General features: G+C 72.4%; 21 protein-coding genes. 11 read left to right on the top strand and 10 right to left on the bottom strand.

Annotated elements, in window-relative coordinates:
• Positions 1 to 416: 416 nt before the first annotated feature.
• Positions 417 to 1,037 (bottom strand): hypothetical protein, encoded by a 621-nt coding sequence (locus tag AB0927_RS16810; protein ID WP_366668434.1) that lies wholly within the window; start codon positions 1,035 to 1,037, stop codon positions 417 to 419.
• A 279-nt stretch (positions 1,038 to 1,316) separates the two neighbouring features.
• Here AB0927_RS16810 and AB0927_RS16805 point away from each other — a divergent pair, with 279 nt between their 5' ends.
• The 4 genes from AB0927_RS16805 (at position 1,317) to AB0927_RS16790 (ending at position 5,737) form a co-directional block, all read left to right on the top strand.
• Complete coding sequence (locus tag AB0927_RS16805) at positions 1,317 to 2,273, top strand: hypothetical protein (protein WP_366668343.1); 957 nt, start codon at positions 1,317 to 1,319, stop codon at positions 2,271 to 2,273.
• A 91-nt stretch (positions 2,274 to 2,364) separates the two neighbouring features.
• Positions 2,365 to 3,894 (top strand): amino acid permease, encoded by a 1,530-nt coding sequence (locus AB0927_RS16800; protein WP_366668342.1) that lies wholly within the window; start codon positions 2,365 to 2,367, stop codon positions 3,892 to 3,894.
• 214 nt (positions 3,895 to 4,108) lie between these two features.
• Positions 4,109 to 5,494 carry a peptidase C39 family protein gene (locus AB0927_RS16795; RefSeq protein ID WP_366668341.1) on the top strand — a complete coding sequence of 462 codons (1,386 nt, stop codon included), beginning with the start codon at positions 4,109 to 4,111 and terminating at the stop codon, positions 5,492 to 5,494.
• 102 nt (positions 5,495 to 5,596) lie between these two features.
• On the top strand, positions 5,597 to 5,737 hold the full coding sequence (locus AB0927_RS16790) for an SCO1431 family membrane protein (protein ID WP_366668340.1): 141 nt from the start codon (positions 5,597 to 5,599) through the stop codon (positions 5,735 to 5,737).
• A gap of 9 nt (positions 5,738 to 5,746) precedes the next feature.
• Here the strand turns inward: AB0927_RS16790 and AB0927_RS16785 are convergent, their stop codons facing one another.
• On the bottom strand, positions 5,747 to 5,920 hold the full coding sequence (locus tag AB0927_RS16785; protein WP_366668339.1) for a hypothetical protein: 174 nt from the start codon (positions 5,918 to 5,920) through the stop codon (positions 5,747 to 5,749).
• Between the two features lie 466 nt (positions 5,921 to 6,386).
• On the opposite strand from AB0927_RS16785, the gene AB0927_RS16780 reads away from it, so the two are divergent.
• Positions 6,387 to 7,559 (top strand): acyl-CoA dehydrogenase family protein, encoded by a 1,173-nt coding sequence (locus AB0927_RS16780; RefSeq protein WP_366668338.1) that lies wholly within the window; start codon positions 6,387 to 6,389, stop codon positions 7,557 to 7,559.
• On the opposite strand, the gene AB0927_RS16775 is transcribed toward AB0927_RS16780, so the two are convergent.
• Both AB0927_RS16775 and AB0927_RS16770 read right to left on the bottom strand, forming a co-directional pair.
• On the bottom strand, positions 7,522 to 7,764 hold the full coding sequence (locus AB0927_RS16775) for a hypothetical protein (protein WP_366668337.1): 243 nt from the start codon (positions 7,762 to 7,764) through the stop codon (positions 7,522 to 7,524). The two genes, AB0927_RS16780 and AB0927_RS16775, sit on opposite strands and share 38 nt — an antisense overlap.
• 100 nt (positions 7,765 to 7,864) lie before the next feature.
• On the bottom strand, positions 7,865 to 8,299 hold the full coding sequence (locus AB0927_RS16770; RefSeq protein ID WP_366668336.1) for a hypothetical protein: 435 nt from the start codon (positions 8,297 to 8,299) through the stop codon (positions 7,865 to 7,867).
• Positions 8,300 to 8,514: 215 nt separating this feature from the next.
• Here AB0927_RS16770 and AB0927_RS16765 point away from each other — a divergent pair, with 215 nt between their 5' ends.
• From AB0927_RS16765 to fxsA, 4 genes are all read left to right on the top strand, one after another.
• On the top strand, positions 8,515 to 8,955 hold the full coding sequence (locus AB0927_RS16765; RefSeq protein ID WP_146468978.1) for an Lrp/AsnC family transcriptional regulator: 441 nt from the start codon (positions 8,515 to 8,517) through the stop codon (positions 8,953 to 8,955).
• Positions 8,956 to 9,067: 112 nt separating this feature from the next.
• Positions 9,068 to 10,657 carry an amidohydrolase gene (locus AB0927_RS16760; RefSeq protein WP_366668335.1) on the top strand — a complete coding sequence of 530 codons (1,590 nt, stop codon included), beginning with the start codon at positions 9,068 to 9,070 and terminating at the stop codon, positions 10,655 to 10,657.
• A 609-nt stretch (positions 10,658 to 11,266) separates the two neighbouring features.
• A complete protein-coding gene (locus AB0927_RS16755) occupies positions 11,267 to 12,064 on the top strand; it encodes a polyprenol monophosphomannose synthase (RefSeq protein WP_366668334.1) in 798 nt (265 codons plus the stop codon).
• 61 nt (positions 12,065 to 12,125) lie between these two features.
• Positions 12,126 to 12,689: an FxsA family membrane protein gene (fxsA, locus tag AB0927_RS16750; protein ID WP_366668333.1), complete on the top strand. Its 564-nt coding sequence runs from the start codon at positions 12,126 to 12,128 to the stop codon at positions 12,687 to 12,689.
• 94 nt (positions 12,690 to 12,783) lie between these two features.
• On the opposite strand, the gene AB0927_RS16745 is transcribed toward fxsA, so the two are convergent.
• The 4 genes from AB0927_RS16745 to AB0927_RS16730 form a co-directional block, all read right to left on the bottom strand.
• Positions 12,784 to 13,158, bottom strand: a complete 375-nt coding sequence (locus AB0927_RS16745; RefSeq protein WP_003977404.1) for an RNA polymerase-binding protein RbpA — start codon at positions 13,156 to 13,158, stop codon at positions 12,784 to 12,786.
• A gap of 278 nt (positions 13,159 to 13,436) precedes the next feature.
• Entirely contained in the window at positions 13,437 to 14,798 is a 1,362-nt protein-coding gene (locus tag AB0927_RS16740; protein ID WP_366668332.1) for an MFS transporter, read from the bottom strand.
• A 57-nt stretch (positions 14,799 to 14,855) separates the two neighbouring features.
• The gene (locus AB0927_RS16735; RefSeq protein WP_366668331.1) at positions 14,856 to 15,623 is read right to left on the bottom strand and encodes a glycerophosphodiester phosphodiesterase; all 768 of its coding nucleotides are present in this window, start codon (positions 15,621 to 15,623) and stop codon (positions 14,856 to 14,858) included.
• On the bottom strand, positions 15,620 to 16,273 hold the full coding sequence (locus AB0927_RS16730; RefSeq protein WP_366668330.1) for a hypothetical protein: 654 nt from the start codon (positions 16,271 to 16,273) through the stop codon (positions 15,620 to 15,622). Before AB0927_RS16730 ends, AB0927_RS16735 begins: the two co-directional genes overlap by 4 nt.
• 101 nt (positions 16,274 to 16,374) lie before the next feature.
• Between AB0927_RS16730 and AB0927_RS16725 the strand changes: the two genes are divergently transcribed.
• Positions 16,375 to 17,886 carry a PLP-dependent aminotransferase family protein gene (locus AB0927_RS16725; protein ID WP_366668329.1) on the top strand — a complete coding sequence of 504 codons (1,512 nt, stop codon included), beginning with the start codon at positions 16,375 to 16,377 and terminating at the stop codon, positions 17,884 to 17,886.
• Positions 17,887 to 17,963: 77 nt separating this feature from the next.
• Here the strand turns inward: AB0927_RS16725 and AB0927_RS16720 are convergent, their stop codons facing one another.
• Entirely contained in the window at positions 17,964 to 19,619 is a 1,656-nt protein-coding gene (locus AB0927_RS16720; RefSeq protein WP_366668328.1) for a hypothetical protein, read from the bottom strand.
• A 47-nt stretch (positions 19,620 to 19,666) separates the two neighbouring features.
• A complete protein-coding gene (locus AB0927_RS16715; protein ID WP_366668327.1) occupies positions 19,667 to 19,861 on the bottom strand; it encodes a hypothetical protein in 195 nt (64 codons plus the stop codon).
• A gap of 264 nt (positions 19,862 to 20,125) precedes the next feature.
• On the opposite strand from AB0927_RS16715, the gene AB0927_RS16710 reads away from it, so the two are divergent.
• Positions 20,126 to 20,518 (top strand): ankyrin repeat domain-containing protein, encoded by a 393-nt coding sequence (locus AB0927_RS16710; protein WP_366668326.1) that lies wholly within the window; start codon positions 20,126 to 20,128, stop codon positions 20,516 to 20,518.
• Positions 20,519 to 20,753 lie beyond the last annotated feature (235 nt).

The raw sequence follows: 20,753 nt of genomic DNA, 5'->3' as shown, positions 1-20,753 counted from the left end.
CAGACCGTGCACCCGTGGTTCACCACCGGACGGTCGCCCAGCGGCCGCCGCGGCCGAACCGCCGTGCCGCGGACCGGAGTTGCAGGTGCGCGAGGCTGCCGCCGAAGGTCGCACCAAGGGCATCGTACCCGCGTGGGTGCCGCGCGCCGAAGGGTGCCGCACAGCCCGTTTGGCGAGGTGGGAGCGGACGCGATGGGGGTGTTTCGTGACCGAGGGTGACGAGATCGGCGCGCAAGGGGCCCGGAAATCGGTGCGCGGGCAGAACGAAGCCCCCGATCACGGGGGAACAACCGGGGGCTTCGCGTCTTCGGGCGGCTTCGAATCACCGCACATTGAGAACGTAAGACCTGTACGGCCGCCGGGTCAAGCGGAGTTGGCACACTTGGCGAAGTTGGCCGACAAGGGTCTTCACATTTTCACCACATGATGGTGGGGGGATCACTGTGGGTCACACCGTGGCCTGATTCCTGGGGTCGCGCGGGCCCCGGCAGCACCTCGTATCCCCTGGCCGTCTGACGCACCAGGAGCCCGGCGTGGGGGCGGGTGGGGTCGTCGGCGAAGTGCGCCCGCTCGGCCTCGACCCAGCCGTCCCAGAACTCCCGCTGCGCCGCCCCGTCCCGCCGCCGGCCGCGGTCCCAGGACTCCTCGCGGGGCAGCTCCATCCACAGCAGTTCGGCCAGAAACGGCCGCAGCGCCCGACGGCCCGCGCCGACCCCCTCCACGAGGACCACCGGCGCCGGCGGCAGCGGGCGCGCCGGGCCGAACGCGCGGGTGTGCCAGTCGTAGGGGAGGTAGGCGGCGGCCTCGCCCCGGGACAGTGGGTCGATCACCTGTGCCAGCAGCCGGCCGGTCCAGGCGAACAACTCCTCATGGCTGGCGATGTCGTCGAGATGGAGCACCGGCGCCCCGTCCAGCGCGGCGGCCAGCCGCCCGGCGAAGGTGGACTTCCCGGAGCCGGCGTGCCCGTCGACGCCGATCAGCCGGACCGGTCCGAGGGACGGCGGGAGCCCGCGCAGCCGGGCGGCGAGGTGCTGAATGACGATTCCCGAAGGTGTGATGCGGTGTGGGGGGTTTTCCGGAAAGAGTCTAGTAGTGGCGCATAGTGGTGGTCACCCCGAGGCCGCCGGACGAAAGACGGTTACGCTTTGAACCATCGCCCGGGGTGCCTCCTCGTGCACTTCGATAAACATTCTCGAATCCCTGACCGATATGTCGAATTCGGCGTTCCCGGCGGTCCTCCGTGCTGAGTAAGGTGCCTCCTGCGCCACCGCGAGAAGCGGTAGCCGCGGACACCGTACGGGGACAAGGCAGGGGACATGGCCGCGGAGTTATTCGAGGGGCAGTATGTGTGGCACCCGGCGGCAGACGACCGAGTCCTGGCCGCCGTTTGCGTCGATGTCCGCGCCGGACGTTATCGCCACGCGTACGAGGCCCTGGCCGAGACACGCCACGACTTCGCGCTGCGCGCCCACCGCTCCCTGGTCCTCGCCTCCGAGGCGGCCGGCACCGACCTGGTCGAGCGCTGGCTGGACGAGGAGCCCTCGCCCGAGGCGGCCCTCATGTGGGCCCGTGTCGCCGTCCAGCGGGCGCTGCGCGCCGCCGACGGCCACGACGACCGCGCCGAGGCGCTGGAGCGTATAGCGCTCACCGCCTGCGAACGGGCCGCCGCCCTGGCCCCGCAGGACCCCACCCCCTGGGTCGCCAAGCTCGCCATGGCCCGCCTGCACCGGCTGCGCGACCCCGCTCCGCAGGGCCTGCTCACCGCCCCGCCCGGCCCCTGGCGCCTGTTCGCGCACATCCTCTCCCTGGACCCGTGGCACCGCGAGGCCCACCACCGCTTCCTCTCCGCCTTCTTCGCCCGCTACGGCGGCTCGGTGAACGCCGCCTGGGACGTGGCCGCCTTCCTCAGCCAGCGCGCGCCCGCCGACTCCGCGCTGCGCCTGCTGCCCCTGGTCGCCCTGGTGGAGAGCTACAACCCGACCCAACTGCTCGCCGACCGCGTCTGGGAACAGCCCCAGTGGCGCTCCACCGCGCTCGCGATCTACCACAACTGGCTGCCGACGATGGCCGGTTACCGCTTCACCCCGGTGCTCGACCTGGCCTATCTGGCGCACGCGCTGGTCATGGGCCAGCGCGAGTTCGAGGCCCGGGCGGTCTTCACGGCGATGGGCCCGTACGCCTCGCGCATGCCCTGGAGCGCCTTCGGTGACCCCGCCGAACAGCTCTCGCGGGCCCGCCGCGCCTGCGGGCTGCCCGTGCCCGGGCCCGCCTGACCCCCCTTGCCCGTCCCCCGTCCCCCCTCCTCGGGAGCCGCCCGGAGCGCTCACGAGGCACCGAGAGAAAGGTCGATCTGTGTCAGAACGGATGTCTGCTCCCCGGGCCACCGCCCGTGCCGGAGAAGACGCGGTCGTGCTCGACGACGACGCGACCCTGCACGCGATGGGTTATCCGCGGAAACTCACCCGCCGTTTCCAGGCGTTCGACAATTTCGCGATCTCCTTCACCATCATCAATGTCCTTTCGGGCATCTTCTCGTCCTTCGGATTCGGCATGAACGCGGGTGGCCCCCGCATTCTCGTGTTCGGCTGGATCGGTGTATCGATCATGGTGCTGCTCATCGGCGCGGCCATGGGCGAGGTCGCCTCCGCGTATCCGACGAGCGGCGCCCTCTATTTCTCCGCCGGTAAACTCGCCAAGCGCCACAAGGGCGCCTGGTCCTGGTACACGGGCTGGTTGAATTTCGTCGGGCAGATCGGCGGCACCGCCGCCACCGGGTACGCGGCGGCCACCTTCATCCAGGCCTTCGTGCAGTTGCAGTGGCCCTCCTACCAGCCGACCGTCCATCAGACGGTGCTGATCACGGCCTTGATCATCGTGTTGCAGGGGCTCGCCAACACCTACACCGTCCAGCTCGTCGCCGTCCTCAACCGCATTTCCGTCTGGTGGCTGCTGATCGGACTCGTCGTGATCGTGGGCGCACTCATAGTGATACCGGATCATCACCAGTCCGCGTCGTTCGTCACGCATTTCGAGAACAACACCGGCTTCACGAGCGGACTTTACGGCGGCATGCTCGGCCTGCTGGTCACCAGCTGGACCTTCACCGGCTTCGACGGCAGCTTCCACATGTCCGAGGAAACGGTGCGGGCCACGGTCAACGCGCCCAAGGGGATCACCCGCGCCATCGGCTATTCGGCGATCACCGGTCTGATCCTGATGCTGGCACTGGTCTACAGCATTAGGGACTACGCCGACGAGGCCGCCAACGGCGCGCCGCCCGTCCAGATCCTGATCGACGGCCTCGGCCTGACCACCGCGAAGGTCATGCTCCTCATCGTCATCGGCGCGATGCTCTTCTGCGGACTGGCCAACCTCACCAGCAACACCCGCCAGATCTTCGCCTTCTCCCGCGACGGCGCCATGCCCGGCTCCCGCTGGTGGCACTCGGTCTCGACCCGCACCCGGACGCCCGTCAAGGCGGTCTGGCTCGCGGTGGCCTGCTCGCTCGCCCTCATCGTGCCCGGCTGGTGGTCGCACACCGCCTTCACCGCGATCGTCAGCGTCAACGTGGTCGGCCTCTTCCTCGCCTACGCCGTCCCGATCTTCCTGCGGCTGCGGCTCGGCGACGCCTTCCAGGCGGGCCCCTGGCACCTGGGCCGCTGGAGCAAGCCGGTCGGCTGGCTCGCCGTGATCTGGATCGTGCTCAGCAGCGTCCTGTTCATGCTGCCGCAGGCGTCCCCGATCACCGTGGACTCCTTCAACTACGCGCCGATCGCGCTCGCCGTCGTCCTGCTCGTGGCCACGATCTGGTGGTTCGCCACCGCCCGCCGCCGCTTCCAGGGCCCGATCAGCTACGGCCGTCCCGACGAGATCGCCGCCATGGACCTCGTCTGACCCGCCGCACACCAGGCCCCGGCCCCGGCACCGCTTCGGTACCGGGGCCGGGGCCTTTGTCACCCCCGCGCACGCGCCGCCACCGGATCAGACCAATATTCATGGCGCGGCATCCGCCCAAGTGCTGGCAGGGGCCCTGCGGCTGCTCCATAGTTGGCGCACGACGTGCACATGATCCAGCCCCGACTCCGGACACCTGGGGGTATTCGCGCCCATGAGCAGAGCCCAACAGCCGTCCCGCAGAACGGTTCTGACCGTCGCGGTCGCCGCCGCGGTGGCCGGCGCCGCCACGCCCGCAGCGGCCGCCGTACAGCGGGGGAGCACCACCGCGCGTGCGGCCGTCGACGTCGACGAGTCCGCAGGGGCGGCCCGCCCCGTCGACTACCACGCCTGGACCACGTACAGGGAGTGGCGCAGCGGCGCCTCTCAGGGCACCCGCCCGGTTTCCGGCCCCCGGCCGGGGGTGGTGATCGGCGCTCCCGCGGGCTCCACCGACTACACCGATCCGCACACCGGCACCACCGCCACCTGGGAGTACGCCACCTGGACCTCCCCGCTGTACCGGCTCGCGGTCCCCGCCACCGAGGTCATCGCCTCCTGGAACGCGCACACGCCCGAGGGCACGTGGCTCCAGGTGGAGTTGAGCGGCACGTACTCCGACGGCGGCGACACGCCCTGGTACGTGATGGGCCGCTGGGCGACCGGGGACCAGGACATCAAGCGGACCTCGGTGGACGGCCAGAGCGACGGCAGGAGCAGCATCTGGACCGACACCTTCGCCATCGACGACGCGAGCACCGGCCTGCGCCTCGTCTCCTACCGGCTGCGCCTGACCCTCTACCGCAGGCCGGGCACGCGGCTCACGCCGACCGTGTGGCGGCTCGGCGCGATGGGCTCCGACATCCCCGACCGCTTCACCGTCCCGGCCTCCACGCCCGGCCTCGCGCAGGAACTGGTCGTGCCGCGCTACTCGCAGGAGATCCACAAGGGCCAGTACCCGCAGTACGACAACGGCGGCGAGGCCTGGTGCAGTCCGACCTCCTCGCAGATGATCATCGAGTACTGGGGCGGCCGGCTCACGGCCGACCAGTTGTCCTGGATCGACCCGTCCTACGCCGATCCGCAGGTGGACGCGGCCGCGCGCTACACGTACGACTACCAGTACGCGGGCTGCGGCAACTGGCCGTTCAACGCCGCCTACGCGGCGACCTTCGACGGCCTCCAGGGCGTCGTCACCCGGCTCGCCTCGCTGAGCGACCTGGAGACCCTGGTCGCGGCCGGCATCCCGGCCATAACGTCCCAGTCGTTCCTGAAGACCGAACTGACCGGGGCGGGTTACGGCACGTCGGGGCACCTCATGACCGTGATCGGCTTCACCGCGGACGGCGACGTGATCGCCAACGACCCGGCCTCGCCGGGCGACGACGCGGTGCGACGGGTGTACCAGCGGCGGGAGTTCGAGAACATCTGGCTGAGGACGAAGCGGTACAACGCCTCCGGCGGGGTCTCCTCCGGCACCGGAGGGGTCTGCTACCTCTACTTCCCGGCGCATCCGAGCGCCCACCAGCGCAAGGCCCTGGCCGCGGTGGGTGTGCGCTGACCGTGTGAGCAAGCTCATCGCCGCACACGCGGCCGCGGGTGGCAAGGTGGACGGATGGGGTGGGGGAATCGCTCTGTACGTCCGACCTCTGTGAGTACCAGCATGACCGCACACTCCGCCACCGCCACCCGCGTCCGCACCGGCGGCCCCCGGGACGACGGGCCCAAGATTCTCGAACACGTGCTGGGCTGGGTCCTCGTCGCGGTCATCGCGATGCTGGTCACCCGGCTCGGGCTCCTCTGAACCCGGCCCCTACTCCAGCGACTTGATCAACCCGGGCTCGCCGCCGGGCCGGCCGGCCCCGGTGCCGCCCCGGTCCCCGCTGACGGCACCCGCCCCGACCAGCAACCCGAAACCGAGTGCGGCCGCGCACACGGCCGAGACGAACCTCCGCACCCGGGACGGCTGGGTCCTGCGCATCCGCATCGTGCCTCCTCGTACCCGTGAGAGGAACACCGGGCGAGCACCGTAGGAGGACTAGACCACTACGGTCAACGAGGGCCGCATCTTTCCGGCCGTACCGGCGTGCCTCCTCGTGTCACTGGCCGGCCCTCTTCTCGGATACCGGCCGTCCGCCGTTCCGGTATCCCCGCCGGACTTCCCCGTGTCCCGCCCGGCTCCGGCCGCCCCGCCGCCCGGCCGCGGGCACCCCCGGATTCCGGTCCCGGGCGGCTCCGGATTCCGGTCCCGGGGGTTCCGGCTGGAATGTTCGAGTGAGCGGTCGTTAACTGGTGACGGGAGTCCGATGTTCGGGCATACTCAGCGCAGCCGCTGGTCAGCGGGCTTCCGCGATCCGGGAGCACGGGCCGCGGCCGTAACGGGATGATCAGGCGGAGCCGCCCTGACGCGCGGGCCGTGCCGCCGGTTCCCGACCAGGGAGGAGACCGACGTCATGTCCGACCGCGACCCGCAGCCGGTGGAGCGCCAACTGCCGACGGACGAGGCGAGGGACCTGCTCACCCTCGTCCGGGAGATGGCACGGCGGGAGATCGCCCCGAAGGCCGCCGAGGAGGAGGACGCGGGCCGTTTCCCGCGCGAGATCTTCACCCTGCTCTCGTCATCGGGCCTGCTCGGCCTGCCGTACGCCGCGGAGCACGGCGGCGGCGACCAGCCGTACGAGGTCTACCTCCAGGTCCTGGAGGAACTCGCCGCGGCCCGCCTCACCGTCGGCCTCGGCCTCAGCGTGCACACCCTCGCCTCCTACGCGCTCGCCACCTACGGCACCAAGCAGCAGCAGGTCGAGCACCTCCCCGCCATGCTCGGTGGCGGGCTCCTCGGCGCCTACTGCCTGTCCGAACCCTCCTCCGGCTCCGACGCCGCCTCCCTGCGCACCAAAGCGGTGCGAGACGGCGACGGCTGGGTGATCACCGGCACCAAGGCCTGGATCACCCACGGCGGCATCGCCGACTTCTACACCGTGATGGCCCGCACCGGCGAGGACGGCCCCCGCGGCATCACCGCCTTCCTCGTGCCCGGCGACGCCCCGGGCCTGAGCGCGGCGGCCCCCGAGAAGAAGATGGGCATGAAGGGCTCGCCCACCGCCCAGGTCCACTTCGACGGCGTCCGCGTCGGCGACGACCGCCGCATCGGTGAGGAGGGCCAGGGCTTCACCATCGCCCTGTCCGCCCTCGACTCCGGTCGCCTCGGCATCGCCGCCTGCGCCATCGGCGTCGCCCAGGCCGCACTGGACGAAGCCGTCGGCTACGCCACCGAGCGACGGCAGTTCGGCCACCCCGTCGCCGACTTCCAGGGCCTGCGCTTCATGATCGCCGACATGGCCACCCAGATCGAGGCGGGCCGTGCCCTCTACCTCGCGGCGGCCCGGCTGCGCGACGCCGGCAAGCCGTTCGCCAAGCAGGCCGCCATGGCCAAGCTCCACTGCACCGACACCGCCATGAAGGTCACCACGGACGCCGTACAGATCCTCGGCGGATACGGCTACACCGCCGACTTCCCGGCCGAGCGCTACATGCGCGAGGCCAAGGTGCTCCAGATCGTGGAGGGCACCAACCAGATCCAGCGGATGGTCATCGCCCGTCACGTGGCGGGACCCGAGGCCCGCTGAACTGGCCCGTACGCACCGTCGGCGCCGCCAGCCGCACCCACTCCGGGTCCTGGCGGCCCGGCAGGGTGCGGCCCCGGTCGGCCCAGGCGCGCATCAGGTCACGGTAGATGGGCGGGTCCTGCGGAGCGCCGGAGGAAATCGGTACCGCGGGGCGCGGGACGAAGATGTGGCGCCGACGCCCGGTGGCCGAGTGCGAGGGTGTCATACCCGGAAGAACGCGCCGCCCGGCGCACAGGTCACCGCCCGCCCGAATCGAGCGTCAGTCCAGGAACGTCCGGCGTCGGACCGGGTCCGGTGCGCGGGGCTCAGGCGGCCCGGCGGCGCATCTCCGGCACCCGCATCGGGCGCGAGCCCGGACCGCCGACGTGCGAGAAGGGCTGCGTCCGCCAGTTCAGACCCTGGGGGAGCGTCAGCAGCAGGGCGGTGTCCTGCTCCTGCGGGGTGAAGGTCTCGTCCGCGGGGCGGGCGTCGGCCGCGGACCGGCCGGTACCCGCGCACACCGTGAGCCCGAACGGGTTCCACGGCGAGGCGCACAGCGCGTGCTCCGGCAGGATCTCCTCGTCCGCCAGCAGCGCGATCGGCTGTGCGCAGTCCGGGCAGATCACCCGGTACATCTCCAAGGTGTCGTAGAAGTCCAGCTCGTCCTCGAAGGCGTCGGGTTCGACACCCTCCGGCTCGGGTTCGAGCATGGACTGCTGCCGCTTGGACGCGGATCGACCAGGGCGCTTGACACTCTGCATGGGATTCTCCCCCTAAGGCTGGGCCGTGAAAGGCGCGGCGGCCTCGACCACAGCAAGCACTTCCCGCCCGGTCTCGGCGGTAATCACGAGAACATCACGGAGCCTGTTCGAAAGGTGTGGTGTTCGTCACATGCCGCGTGCAGATGACCGTGGGGCCGTCGGCGGAGGCCCGTCGGCTGTCCGAGGAGATCGAACGCCCTGTAGGTTTTGGCGCCATGGAGGAGCTGGACCGTCAGATCGTGCAGCTGCTCGTCAAGGACGGGCGGATGAGCTACACAGACCTGGGCAAGGCCACGGGCCTGTCCACGTCGGCCGTGCACCAGCGGGTGCGCCGGCTCGAACAGCGTGGCGTCATCCGCGGCTACGCCGCGGTGGTCGACCCGGAAGCGGTCGGGCTGTCCCTCACCGCCTTCATCTCGGTGAAACCGTTCGACCCCAGCGCCCCCGACGACATCGCCGACCGGCTCGCCGGCGTGCCCGAGATCGAGGCCTGCCACAGCGTCGCCGGCGACGAGAACTACATCCTCAAGGTCCGCGTGGCGACCCCGCACGAACTGGAGGAGCTGCTGGCGCGCCTGCGGAGCCTGGCGGGGGTGTCGACGCGTACCACGGTGGTCCTGTCCACGCCGTACGAGGCCCGCCCGCCGCAGCTCTGACGGCGACCGGCCCGCGGGACGGGTCTCCCGGGGCGGCCGCCGCCGTGCCGGGGGACCGTCCGAAGCCGCCCCAGGTGCGACACCCCCCGGCGGCCGAGGGAAACTGTCGCCTATGAGCGACCGCACCCTCCTCCTGCGCCACGGCGACGTCCACAGCCCCGCCGACCCCTTCGCCACCGCGATGGTCGTGGAGTCCGGCCACATCGCCTGGGTCGGCTCCGAGGGCGCCGCGGACGCCTTCGCCGACGGCGTGGACGAGGTGATCGACCTCGACGGCGCCCTGGTCACCCCGGCGTTCACGGACGCCCATGTGCACACCACCGCCACCGGTCTCGCGCTGACCGGCCTCGACCTGAGCGCCGCCCCCTCCCTGGACGCCGCGCTCGCCCTGGTCCGGGAGTTCGCCGCCGCCCGCCCCGGTGACCGCGTGCTGCTGGGCCACGGCTGGGACGCCGCCCGCTGGCCCGGCGGCCGCCCGCCGACGCGCGCGGAGCTGGACGAGGCCACCGGGGGCCGCCCGCTGTACCTCTCCCGCATCGACGTGCACTCGGCCGTCGTCACCACCGCCCTGCTGGACCTGGTCGGCGGCGACCTGCCCCGCGCGGACGAACCCCTCACCCGCGACGCCCACCACGCCGTACGCGCGGCCGCCTTCGCCGCGATCACGCCCGCCCAGCGCGAGGAGGCCCAGCGCACCGCCCTGGCGCACGCCGCCTCCCTCGGCATCGGCTCGGTGCACGAGTGCGGCGGGCCGCAGATCTCCTCCGAGGACGACTTCACCGGCCTGCTCAGGCTCGCCGCGGACCTGCCGGGCCCCCGGGTCCTCGGGTACTGGGCCGAACAGGACGTCGACAAGGCCCGCGAGCTGGGCGCGATCGGCGCCGCGGGCGACCTCTTCGCCGACGGCGCCCTCGGCTCGCACACCGCGTGCCTGCACGAGCCGTACGCCGACGCGGACCACACCGGCACCGCCTACCTGGACACCGACGCCATCGCCGCCCATGTGATCGCCTGCACCGAGGCGGGCCTCCAGGCGGGCTTCCACGCGATCGGCGACGCCGCTGTGACCTCCGTGGTCGAGGGCGTGCGCGCCGCCGCCGAGAAGGTCGGCCTCGCCCGGATCCGGGCCGCCCGGCACCGCGTCGAGCACGCCGAGATGCTCAGCCCCGAGACCGTGGCCGGCTTCGCCGAGCTGGGCCTGATCGCCTCCGTGCAGCCCGCCTTCGACGCGCTGTGGGGCGGCGAGGACGGCATGTACGCCCACCGGCTCGGGGCCGAGCGGGCCCGCACCCTCAATCCGTACGCGGCCCTGCTGCGCGCCGGCGTCCCGCTGGCCTTCGGCTCCGACAGCCCCGTCACCCCGCTCGACCCGTGGGGCACGGTCCGCGCCGCCGCCTTCCACCACACGCCCGAGCACCGTGTCTCGGTGCGTGCCGCCTTCACGGCGCACACCCGGGGCGGCTGGCGGGCGATCGGCCGGGACGACGCGGGCGTCCTGGTGCCGGGCGCGCCCGCCGACTTCGCGGTCTGGCGCACCGGCGAGCTGGTCGTGCAGGCCCCCGACGACCGGGTGGCCCGCTGGTCGACCGACCCGCGCTCCGGCACCCCCGGGCTGCCCGACCTCACCCCGGGCGGCGAGCTGCCGCGCTGCCTGCGCACCGTGGTGGGCGGCCGGACGGTCTTCGTACGGCCGGGCGAGTGATCTCCCGGGGTGGCGTGGCCGCCGCCCCCGCGCCGGGCCCGCTCGCGCGACCTGCGCATCCTCCGCACCGCTCCCGGACGCCTCGGCGTCCGCGCAGGCCAGGGAGCTGTTGACAGTCGGGCGCGGAGGGCCGGTAGGTTCGTCCGAGTCCACCACCGGACGCCCGACCGGGAAGCGTTCGCGCACCTCCCCGCCGCGCCGCTGGGTCAGGGACGGCGCCCCGCACCGGGGCACCGCCACTGGCAGCCAGGCTCAGCGTCCGCGCCGGCGGGGAAGCGTTCCAGCCGGTCGGCCAGGTGTGACCCGGGTGGGGGGCCCGGCCTCAGTAGACAACGGCTTTCGGTCGATCCGCAGCCAGCGGGTCCCAGGTCGGCCCGAAGGGCGCCGGGCCCCCATCCGCAGCACGGCAGAGGCAACCCCTGCGCGTGCGGGGCCGTCCGAACAGTCGGAAGAGGAAAAGAACGTGACACGAACAGGGCGGGAACACCCCGAAAAGAACGTTCTTACCCCACTCTTGTGCAATCGACACCGCCATACGTACGCGCTGTCACATCCACCCAGGCGGCGGCCACTATGGTGGACGCCTGCGTACGACCAGAAGGGGCAGCAGTGAACGACGGCGACGGGACTCTCGCGGCCAAGGCCCAGGGGAGGCAGTTCGGTCCGCTCGGCACGGCCTTGGTGATCATCCCGACCTACAACGAGGCGGAGAACATCAAGACCATCGTCGGCCGGGTGCGCAAGGCCGTCCCCGAGGCGCACGTGCTGATCGCGGACGACAACAGCCCGGACGGCACCGGCAAGCTCGCCGACGAGCTGGCCGCCGAGGACGAGAACGTCCAGGTGATGCACCGCAAGGGCAAGGAGGGCCTGGGCGCCGCCTACCTCGCGGGCTTCCGCTGGGGCCTGGAGCGCGACTACGGCGTGCTGGTCGAGATGGACGCCGACGGCTCCCACCAGCCCGAGGAGCTGCCCCGGCTGCTGACCGCCCTCAAGAGCGCCGACCTGGTGCTCGGCTCCCGCTGGGTGCCCGGCGGCCGGGTGGTCAACTGGCCCAAGTCCCGCGAGTTCATCTCCCGCGGCGGCAGCCTCTACTCCCGGCTCGCCCTCGATCTGCCGCTGCGCGACATCACCGGCGGCTACCGCGCCTTCCGCGCCGAGACGCTCAAGGGCCTGGGCCTGGACGAGGTCGCCTCGCAGGGCTACTGCTTCCAGGTCGACCTCGCCCGCCGCGCGGTCAAGGCCGGCTACCACGTGATCGAGGTCCCGATCACCTTCGTGGAGCGCGAGCTGGGCGACTCCAAGATGAGCAAGGACATCCTGGTCGAGGCGCTGTGGCGGGTCACCGCCTGGGGCGCAGGGGACCGCGTCGCCAAGCTCGCAGGCAAGGACAAGCACACCCCGTAGCCCTTTCGTGGTGGCCCGGCCCCTTATCCGGCGCTGAGCCGGAGCCAGGCACACTGGGGGTATGACGACTGGCGTTCCGACCTCCCCGCACACCGCCCGGCCCCGGCGCTCCCGGCTGCGCAGGTATCTGCCGCTGGGCATCGCCGCGTGGCTGGTGCTGGAGATCTGGCTGCTGACCCTGGTCGCGGGCGCCGGGGGTGGCATGACCGTGTTCCTGCTGCTCGTGGCGGGTGTGGTGGCCGGCTCCCTGGTGATCAAGCGGGCGGGCAGGCGGGCCTTCCAGAACCTGAACGAGGCGCTCCAGCGGGGCGGTTCGCCGAAGCGCGGGGAGGGCAACGGGCTGACCATGCTCGGCGGCCTGCTCCTGATCATCCCGGGCATGATCTCCGACGTCCTGGGCCTGCTCCTGCTGCTGCCGCCGGTCCAGAAGGCGGTGAGCCGCCTTGCGGAGAACACCGTCGAGAAGAGGCTGCGCGCCGCCGCCCCGGGCGGCCTCGGCGACGCCTTCCAGCAGGCCCGGATGCACCGCCCCGACGGCAAGGTGGTGCAGGGCGAGGTGATCCGCGAGGACGGTTTCGACCGCCCGGGCCCGGACGGCGGCCACCGGCCGCCGCTCAACCGGTAGCCCCCGGGAACACGGCAGACAGACCGCGGGCGCCGTACGTCCTCAGACGTACGGCGCCCGCGGTCTCGCGTATGTGCGCTGTGCGGCTTGCCCGCTATGCCGACTTGCGGCTGTCCCGGGGGTGCACGGCGATGTTCATCGCCCCCGAGCGCAGCACGGCCAGACGCTCCTCGAGGACCTCTTCGAGTTCCTCACGGGTGCGCCGCTCCATCAGCATGTCCCAATGGGTGCGCGCGGGCTTGGCCTTCTTCTCCTCCGGGCCGTCGCCGTCCACCAGAAGTGCCTGGGCCCCGCAGACCTTGCACTCCCACTCCGGCGGGATCTCCGCCTCGACCGAGAAGGGCATCTCGAAGCGATGCCCCTTCTCACATGCGTACTCCACGGCCTGGCGCGGGGCCAGGTCGATGCCGCGGTCCGTCTCGTAGCTGGTCACCACGAGGCGCGTACCGCGAAGAGCTCGCTCACTCATGAATCGTGCCTCCCGGGCTTGTCGCCCACAGGACAGGTGTCGCTGTCGTCGTCATCCGGTCAACGTCCGGTCGGCGGTAAAGATTCCCGTTCCGAGTCCCGTTCCGGGTCATGCGTCGCCGTCGTAGCCGCCCCTTCTTCTACCCACAGGCGCCCGGTTTGTCACATCTACTAGTAGATGTCACCCAGCGTTTCGGCATCTTTGACGCGCAGTAACGGTCCGCCTGGCAGGCCAAACGCGTACACTACCGCCCTTTCGTGCCGAGCGCGAAATCGGCGCTAGATCTTCTCCGGTACCGGGTTGCCCACCGCGGCGATCGCCCGCCGCACCGGGACCCTGGCGAGCAGTACGAAGCCGATGACGAAGAAGGCCACCAGGGAGATGATCGCGTAGCGGTAGCTGCCGGTGAGCTGGTAGGTCATGCCGAACAGCAGCGGCCCGAGCCAGCTCATGCCGCGGTCGCTGACCTGGTACGCCGAGAAGTACTCGGCCTCCTTGCCCGGCGGCACCAGGTGGGAGAACAGCGACCGGGACAGCGCCTGGCTGCCGCCGAGGATCATGCCGATGCCGCCGGCCAGCGCGAAGAAGTACACCGGCGCCTTCGCGGGCACGAAGTACCCGACGGCGAGCATGGCCGCCCAGGCCACCAGCGAGCCGAGGACGGTGCGCTGGGCGCCGTACTTCCGGGCGAGGCGGCCCATCCCGAGCGCCCCCGCCACGGCCAGCACCTGCACCAGCAGCACCGCGACGATCAGCGTCGACTGCCCGAGCCCCAGCTCCTCGGAGCCGTAGACGGACGCCTGGGAGACGACCGTCTGGATGCCGTCGTTGTAGACCAGGTAGGCCAGCAGGAAGGCCAGCGTCAGCGGGTGCCGGCGCATGTCCCGCGCCGTCGCGGCCAGCTGGCGCAGCCCCGTCGACGGGGCCGCGTCCGCCGGGCCGCCCGCCGTACCCGGCCGCCGGTCGCGCAGCAGGCGCATCGGTACGAGGGTGAAGGCGCCCCACCACAGACCCGCCGTGGCCAGGCAGACGCGCACCGCCTGCCCCTCGGAGAGACCGAAGGAGTCGTGCCCCGAGTACAGGACCAGGTCGGCGACGAGGACCAGTGCGCCCGCGCCGTAGCCGAAGGCCCAGCCGCGCGAGGAGACCGCGTCGCGTTCCTCGGGCTGGGCGATCTGCGGCAGGTAGGAGTTGTAGAGCATCGCGCCGACGGCCGCCGAGGCGTTGGCCACGACGAGCAGCACCCCGCCCAGCAGATACCGCCCGCCGTTCACGAAGAACAGGCTCATGGTCGCCGCGGCCCCGGTGTACGCCGCCGCCGCGAACAGCGGCTTCTTGCGTCCCGTGCGGTCGGCGAGGCTGCCCACCAGCGGCATGGCCACGACGGCGAGGATCACCGACAGGGACACCGAGTAGGCGAAGAACGACCCCGCCCGCACCGGTATGCCCAGCGGGTGCACATAGCCGTCGGCGTCCGCCGCGTGCTCGGCGACCGAGGTGAGATACGGCCCTACGAAGACGGTCAGGACGCATGCCGAGTAGACGGCGTACGCCCAGTCGTAGAAGTACCAGCCTCTTTGCTGGCGCCGGAGGTCGGCGGTGTCGTCCGCCGCCTCCGCGCGCACGGTGTCGATCCCCATCCGTGCCCTCGCTTCCGCTCCCCTGCGAAGGCAAGGGCGGCCGGTCGTCCGGTCCGCTCAGAACCAGACCCCGCGCTCCTCCATGACCTTGCGCAACGTGTCGATGTGATCGGTCATGATGCCATCGACTCCCAGATCCAGCAGCCGGTGCATGCGTTCCGGTTCGTTGATCGTCCACACGTGCACCTGGAGCCCGCGCGCGTGGGCGGCGCGCACGAAGCGGGCGTCGGCCACCGGGAGGCCCGACTGGGCCTCGGGCACCTGTGCCGCCACGGCCGAGCGGCGCACCGCGGCCGGCAGCCCCCAGGCGCGCAGCCGCAGGCCCAGCACCCCGCGGGTGCCGATGGAGGTGGCCAGGCGCGGCCCGGCCAGCCGCTGGGCGCGTAGCACCCGCGCCTCGGAGAACGAGCCGACGCAGACCCGGTCCCAGGCGTCCGTGCGCTCCAGCAGGTCCAGGAGCGGACGCAGCGCGGGCTCCGCCTTGATGTCGATGTTCCAGCGGACCTCGGGGAAGGTCTCCAGCAGCTCCTCGAACAGCGGCACCGGTTCACGGCCGCCCACCCGCGCCCGCCGGACCTCCGCCCAGGGCAGGTCGGCGATCCGGCCCGCGCCGTCGGTGACCCGGTCCAGCGTCGAGTCGTGGAAGGCCACGAGCCGGCCGTCCGCCGTGGCGTGCACATCGGTCTCGATGTAGCGGTAGCCCAGTTCCACGGCGCGGCGGAACTGCGCCACGGTGTTCTCCACCCCGTCGGCGGCTCCGCCGCGATGGGCGAAGGCGATGGGGCCCGGGTGGTCGAGGTAGGGGTGGCGTATCGCGGTGGTCACCGACGCAGTATCGCTCCGCCGGGTGTCCTTTCGGCAACGATCGTGCTGCTGCTCGATGCCACTGGCAGCGCGAACACCCGCAGGAAGAACTGGGCCAGCGGGCCGATGGACAGGGCGTACAGCACGGTGCCCACGCCGATGGTGCCGCCCAGCACGAACCCGGTGGCCACCACCGTCACCTCGATCGCCGTGCGCATCAGCCGGATGGAGCGCCCGGTGCGCCGGTGCAGACCCGTCATCAGCCCGTCGCGCGGACCCGGCCCGAGGCGCGCCGCGATGTACAGGCCGGTCGCCGCGCCGTTGAGCAGGACCCCGGCGAACATCAGCGGGACGCGCGCGAGGAGCGAGTGCGCCGCCGGCAGCAGCGCGAGGGTGCCGTCCAGGGCCAGGCCGATGAGGAAGACGTTGGAGACGGTGCCGAGGCCGGGGCGCAGGCGCAGCGGGATCCACAGCAGCAGCACCGCCGCCCCCACGACGATCGACACCTCGCCGATGCTCAGCCCGGTCCGTCCCGCCAGCCCCTGGTGCAGCACCCCCCAGGGCTCCAGGCCCAGCCCCGAGGCGACGAGCAACGCGGAGCTGACGCCGTAGAGCGCGAGCCCGGCGTAGAGCTGGACCAGACGACGGCCTATATGCCCGGGAGCGGACACGACATACCCCCCTGAGTAGTGGTGGTGGCCTGACGCATGCCACTCTGTGGCTTGGGGTGAAAGGCCATCCATGGCCAATTCGGGGAAGGTGGACTGATCTCATGGCGCAGTGGACCTCGGCAGTGGGGGCCGCGCAGCTCGCCCGGCTGCTCGGCTCCCAGCAGGAACGGCCGGCCGGGCCCGGCAGCCGCCGCCCGCCCGCCTACCGGGCGCTGGCCGACGGCATCCGGCTGCTGGTCCTCGAAGGGCGCGTCCCGGTCGCCGCCCGGCTGCCCGCCGAACGCGAGCTGGCCCTCTCCCTCTCGGTCAGCCGCACCACCGTCGCGGCCGCCTACGAGGCGCTGCGCGGCGAGGGCTTCCTGGAGTCCCGGCGCGGCGCGGGCAGCTGGACCGCGGTGCCGGCCGGCAACCCGGTGCCCGCGCGCGGTCTGGAGCCGCTGCCCCCGGAGGCCCTCGGCTCGATGATCGACCTGGGCTGCGCCTCCCTGCCCGCGCCCGAGCCCTGGCTCACCCGCGCGGTGCGGGGGGCGCTGGAGGAACTGCCCCCGTACGCGCACACGCACGGCGACTACCCGGCCGGGCTGCCCGCCCTGCGCGCGATGATCGCCGAGCGCTACACCACGCGCGGGATCCCCACGATGCCGGAACAGATCATGGTGACGACCGGCGCGATGGGCGCCATCGACGCGATCTGCCATCTCTTCGCGGGCCGCGGCGAGCGCATCGCCGTCGAGTCCCCCTCCTACGCCAACATCCTCCAGCTGATGCGGGAGGCGGGCGCGCGGCTGGTGCCCGTCGCGATGGCCGAGGGGCTCGCCGGGTGGGACATGGACCGCTGGCGCCAGGTCCTGCGGGAGGCCGCGCCGCGACTGGCCTATGTGGTCGCCGACTTCCACAACCCCACCGGGGCGCTGGCCGACGAGGACCAGCGGCGCCGTCTCGTGGACGCGGCGCGCGCGGCCGGCACGGTGCTCGTCGCCGACGAGACGATGAGCGAGCTGTGGCTGGAGGAGGAGCTGGGGGAGGGGCGGATGCCGCGCCGGGTGTGCGCGTTCGACCCCGCGGGCTCCACGGTGATCACGGTCGGCTCGGCCAGCAAGGCGTTCTGGGCGGGGATGCGGATCGGGTGGGTGCGGGCCGCGCCGGACATCGTCCGCAGCCTGGTCGCCGCGCGGGCGTACGCCGACATGGGCACGCCGGTGCTGGAGCAGCTCGCCGTCAACTGGCTGTTCAGCACGGGGGGTTGGGAGCAGGCGGTGGCACTGCGGCGGGCGCAGGCCCGGGAGAACCGGGACGCCCTCGTCCCCGCGCTCCGCCGCGAGCTGCCGGACTGGGAGTTCGCGGTCCCCCGGGGCGGCCTGACCCTCTGGGTCCGCGCGGGCGGCCTCTCCGGCTCCCGCATCGCGGAGGCGGGCGAACGAACCGGCGTCCGGGTACCGTCCGGACCCCGCTTCGGCGTCGACGGCGCGTTCGAGGGGTACGTCCGGCTGCCGTTCACGGTCGGCGGAGCGGTGGCGGAGGAAGCCGCGGTCCGCCTCGCCGCGGCGGCCCGTCTGGTGGAGACGGGCGGCACGGGAACGGCGACGGACTCACCGCGCACGTTCGTCGCGTAGCGGATACGGGGCCGGGGCGGGCCGGGGGCCGTATGGGCCGCGTGACCGGCCACGGGAGGCCCCGGCCGAAGCGCCGTCTACTCGGCGGCCACAGGCTCCGCAGCGACGGGCTCCGCGGCGATCGGCTCCGGGGTCACCGGCTCCGCCGGTGCCGGTGGCGTCTTGGTCAGGTTGATCGGCCGGGCCGGCCGTGCGGTTCGTGGTGGCAGCAGGTCCAGTACCGCCCGCCGGTCCCCCTCGCTCGTCGCGTCGTCGTACGGGTCCGGCGTCCGCGGCACCTGAAGCCGGTGCACCGGGCCGTGGCCCAGCCGTGCGTACCCCCGCCCCGGCGGCACCTGGGCCGGCGGGGTCGTACGCGGCGGGGCGCCCAGTACCGCCTCAAGCTGCCGCACGGCCGCGGGCCCGAGGGCGACCCGCGCCCGCGTGTGCTGCCGTACCGCGTCGCTCAGTGCGTCGAGGCCGTCGTACTGCTCGGCGACGACGACGGTCACGTTCGCCGCCCGCCCGTGCCGCAGCGGCACCCGGAGCAGGGTCTGCGGATCCTCGCGGCCGTCGGCCTCCGCGAGGTGCGCGAAGGCGCTCGGCCGGTCGAAGAGGATCCACAAGGGGCGCCGGGTGTCGGCCGGCGGCGGGTCGCCGGCCTGCCGCGCGAGGTTGATCGCGATGAGCCGCCGCTCCGTCTCCTGCGCGGCCCACTCCAGGCTCGTCAGCGCCCCGGGCAACGCGCACTCCACGGCCGGCACCCCGTCCCGGCCGGTCAGGCACGCGTACTCGCCGGTGCCTCCGCCGTCCACGATGAGGACGTCGCCGTGCCGGAGCGCCTGCAGGGCAAGGGAGCGCAACAGGGTGGAGGTGCCGCTGCCGGGCTGGCCGACCGCCAGCAGGTGGGGCTCGGTGGAGCGGGCGCCGGTGCGCCAGACGACGGGCGGCACGTCGCGCTGCTCCCCGTACGCGTCCCCGTAGTCCCCGAAGGAGAGGGGAAGCGTGCGCTGCACCTCGCTCGGGTCGGTGAAGCCGAGCACGCTCTCCCCGGGCGCGGTCACGAACCGCTGGGCCACGATGTCGGCGGGCAGCGGGGGCAGCGCGGTCACGGCGAGCTGGTTGCCCTCCTCGTCCCAGCCGAAGCGGTACTCGCGCCCGCGCCCCGCCTTCGCCGCGAGCACCTGCTCGATCCGCGCGCGGGCCTCGGGCTCGCCGTCCGGGAAGTACGCGGGATAGCGCAGCACGAGCTGCCCGACCCGCCCGGCGTCGTCGAACTCGTGCGCGGGGAACGCCTTCTGCCACTCCCCACCGTGCGCGTACAGCGGCGCGGGGTCCTCGGGGACGGAGAGGTACGGCACCAGCGCCTCGTACAGCGCCTGGAGCCGCTCGGCCTGGGACTCGTCCGGCCCCTCGGGCGCCGCCGGGGTGCGGTCGCGGCCCAGCCAGGCCGACGCCGCCATCACGGTGACGACGGCCAGCAGCGGCCCGTACGGCGCCAGTGCCACGACCAGGACCAAGCAGGCCACCAGGAACATCAGCGGCCCGCGCCGGTCCTTCGGGGTGGCGGTCCACCTGCGCCGCCCGGCCGAGGCCAGCAGGCGCAGCCCGCGGGAGAGGGTGATCAGCGGATGGAGGACGTCGGTGGCGCTGTCGGCCGCCGTCCGGGCCAGTTCCCGGCTCCGGGCCAGCTGCGTGCGGGCGAGCCGCGCGCCGTCCTTGCTCAGAATGCGGGGGAGGGGGCGCCGGGCCACTGCTGTCTCCTGAGTGGTGCGTACGGGCGGGACGTGCGGGGCCGGCGTCAGAACTTGATGCCGCCCAGGAGGCCGGCCAGGCTCTCGCCGCCGGCCTTGATGCTCGGCGCGATGGCCGTGCTGGACAGGTAGAACCCGAACAGCGTCGAGACGCAGGCGTGCGAGCCCTTGAGACCGTCCTTGCGGAAGTAGAGGAACATGACGGTGCCGAGCAGGACGACGCCTGACATGGAGAGGATCATTGGGTGCCTCCTGGTGTCGAGGGGGACAGTCACCATCAGTACTTCCAGGATCACAGCATGTGTCTATACGATAAAGAGCGCAACCGGGTGAATATCGTGACTATTCGCCCGACCGGTGGAACCGCTCCGGTGCCCGGGCGGGCGGGGCGCCTGCGGACGACCCCACCCGTAGTGATCTTCACGTCGGGCACAACGGGTCATGCGAGGCACGAGCCAGTACCCTTGCGGTTCACCTGAACGGTTGTAAGAGAGGCGGTCCGGCCGATGAGTGAAGCCCCCGACCCCGAGGTCGTGGAGCTGGCGACCAAGATCTTCGATCTGGCCCGGCAGGGGCAGGCCGAGGCGCTCGTGGCGTACGTCGACGCGGGCGTGCCGGCCAACCTCACCAACGACCGCGGTGACTCCCTGGTGATGCTCGCCGCCTACCACGGCCACGCCGACGCGGTGCGCGCGCTGCTCGCCCGCGGCGCGGAGGTGAACCGGGTCAACGACCGGGGCCAGACCCCGCTCGCGGGCGCGGTCTTCAAGGGCGAGACGGAGGTCGTCAAGGCCCTCCTGGAGGGCGGCGCCGACCCCGCCGCGGGCACGCCGTCCGCCGTCGAAACCGCCCGGATGTTCGGTCGGGCCGAGGTGCTCGAACTCTTCGGCATCAGCTGACGCCGGGATTCTGACCAGCAACGACACCGAAAACGGGGGAGGCGGTGCAGGGCCGCCGGAAATACGGTCGCGGCAGCTCACAGCGCGGGTCATCATGACGACGTGATTCACGGACGCGATGGCTGGGCAGGTGTTGCCGCACCGCGCGGACCGTGACGCGGTCCGCATGGGCCACCGACGAGAGGCAGAGAGAGATGGGCTACAGCAAGCAAGAGACGGCGGACGCTCCGACGTT

Source organism: Streptomyces sp. NPDC048106, assembly GCF_040706415.1.
GTDB lineage: Bacteria > Actinomycetota > Actinomycetes > Streptomycetales > Streptomycetaceae > Streptomyces.
This window is presented reverse-complemented; position numbering and strand designations above follow the sequence as displayed.

Excerpts from the sequence above, each read along its gene's own strand:
- AB0927_RS16805 (WP_366668343.1), top strand. The coding sequence starts at position 1,317 with ATGGCCGCGGAGTTATTCGAGGGGCAGTATGTGTGGCACCCGGCGGCA.
- AB0927_RS16800 (WP_366668342.1), top strand. The coding sequence starts at position 2,365 with ATGTCTGCTCCCCGGGCCACCGCCCGTGCCGGAGAAGACGCGGTCGTG.
- AB0927_RS16795 (WP_366668341.1), top strand. The coding sequence starts at position 4,109 with ATGAGCAGAGCCCAACAGCCGTCCCGCAGAACGGTTCTGACCGTCGCG.
- AB0927_RS16790 (WP_366668340.1), top strand. The coding sequence starts at position 5,597 with ATGACCGCACACTCCGCCACCGCCACCCGCGTCCGCACCGGCGGCCCC.
- AB0927_RS16785 (WP_366668339.1), bottom strand. The coding sequence starts at position 5,920 with ATGCGGATGCGCAGGACCCAGCCGTCCCGGGTGCGGAGGTTCGTCTCG.
- AB0927_RS16780 (WP_366668338.1), top strand. The coding sequence starts at position 6,387 with ATGTCCGACCGCGACCCGCAGCCGGTGGAGCGCCAACTGCCGACGGAC.
- AB0927_RS16775 (WP_366668337.1), bottom strand. The coding sequence starts at position 7,764 with ATGACACCCTCGCACTCGGCCACCGGGCGTCGGCGCCACATCTTCGTC.
- AB0927_RS16770 (WP_366668336.1), bottom strand. The coding sequence starts at position 8,299 with ATGCAGAGTGTCAAGCGCCCTGGTCGATCCGCGTCCAAGCGGCAGCAG.
- AB0927_RS16765 (WP_146468978.1), top strand. The coding sequence starts at position 8,515 with ATGGAGGAGCTGGACCGTCAGATCGTGCAGCTGCTCGTCAAGGACGGG.
- AB0927_RS16760 (WP_366668335.1), top strand. The coding sequence starts at position 9,068 with ATGAGCGACCGCACCCTCCTCCTGCGCCACGGCGACGTCCACAGCCCC.
- fxsA (WP_366668333.1), top strand. The coding sequence starts at position 12,126 with ATGACGACTGGCGTTCCGACCTCCCCGCACACCGCCCGGCCCCGGCGC.
- AB0927_RS16745 (WP_003977404.1), bottom strand. The coding sequence starts at position 13,158 with ATGAGTGAGCGAGCTCTTCGCGGTACGCGCCTCGTGGTGACCAGCTAC.
- AB0927_RS16740 (WP_366668332.1), bottom strand. The coding sequence starts at position 14,798 with ATGGGGATCGACACCGTGCGCGCGGAGGCGGCGGACGACACCGCCGAC.
- AB0927_RS16725 (WP_366668329.1), top strand. The coding sequence starts at position 16,375 with ATGGCGCAGTGGACCTCGGCAGTGGGGGCCGCGCAGCTCGCCCGGCTG.
- AB0927_RS16715 (WP_366668327.1), bottom strand. The coding sequence starts at position 19,861 with ATGATCCTCTCCATGTCAGGCGTCGTCCTGCTCGGCACCGTCATGTTC.
- AB0927_RS16710 (WP_366668326.1), top strand. The coding sequence starts at position 20,126 with ATGAGTGAAGCCCCCGACCCCGAGGTCGTGGAGCTGGCGACCAAGATC.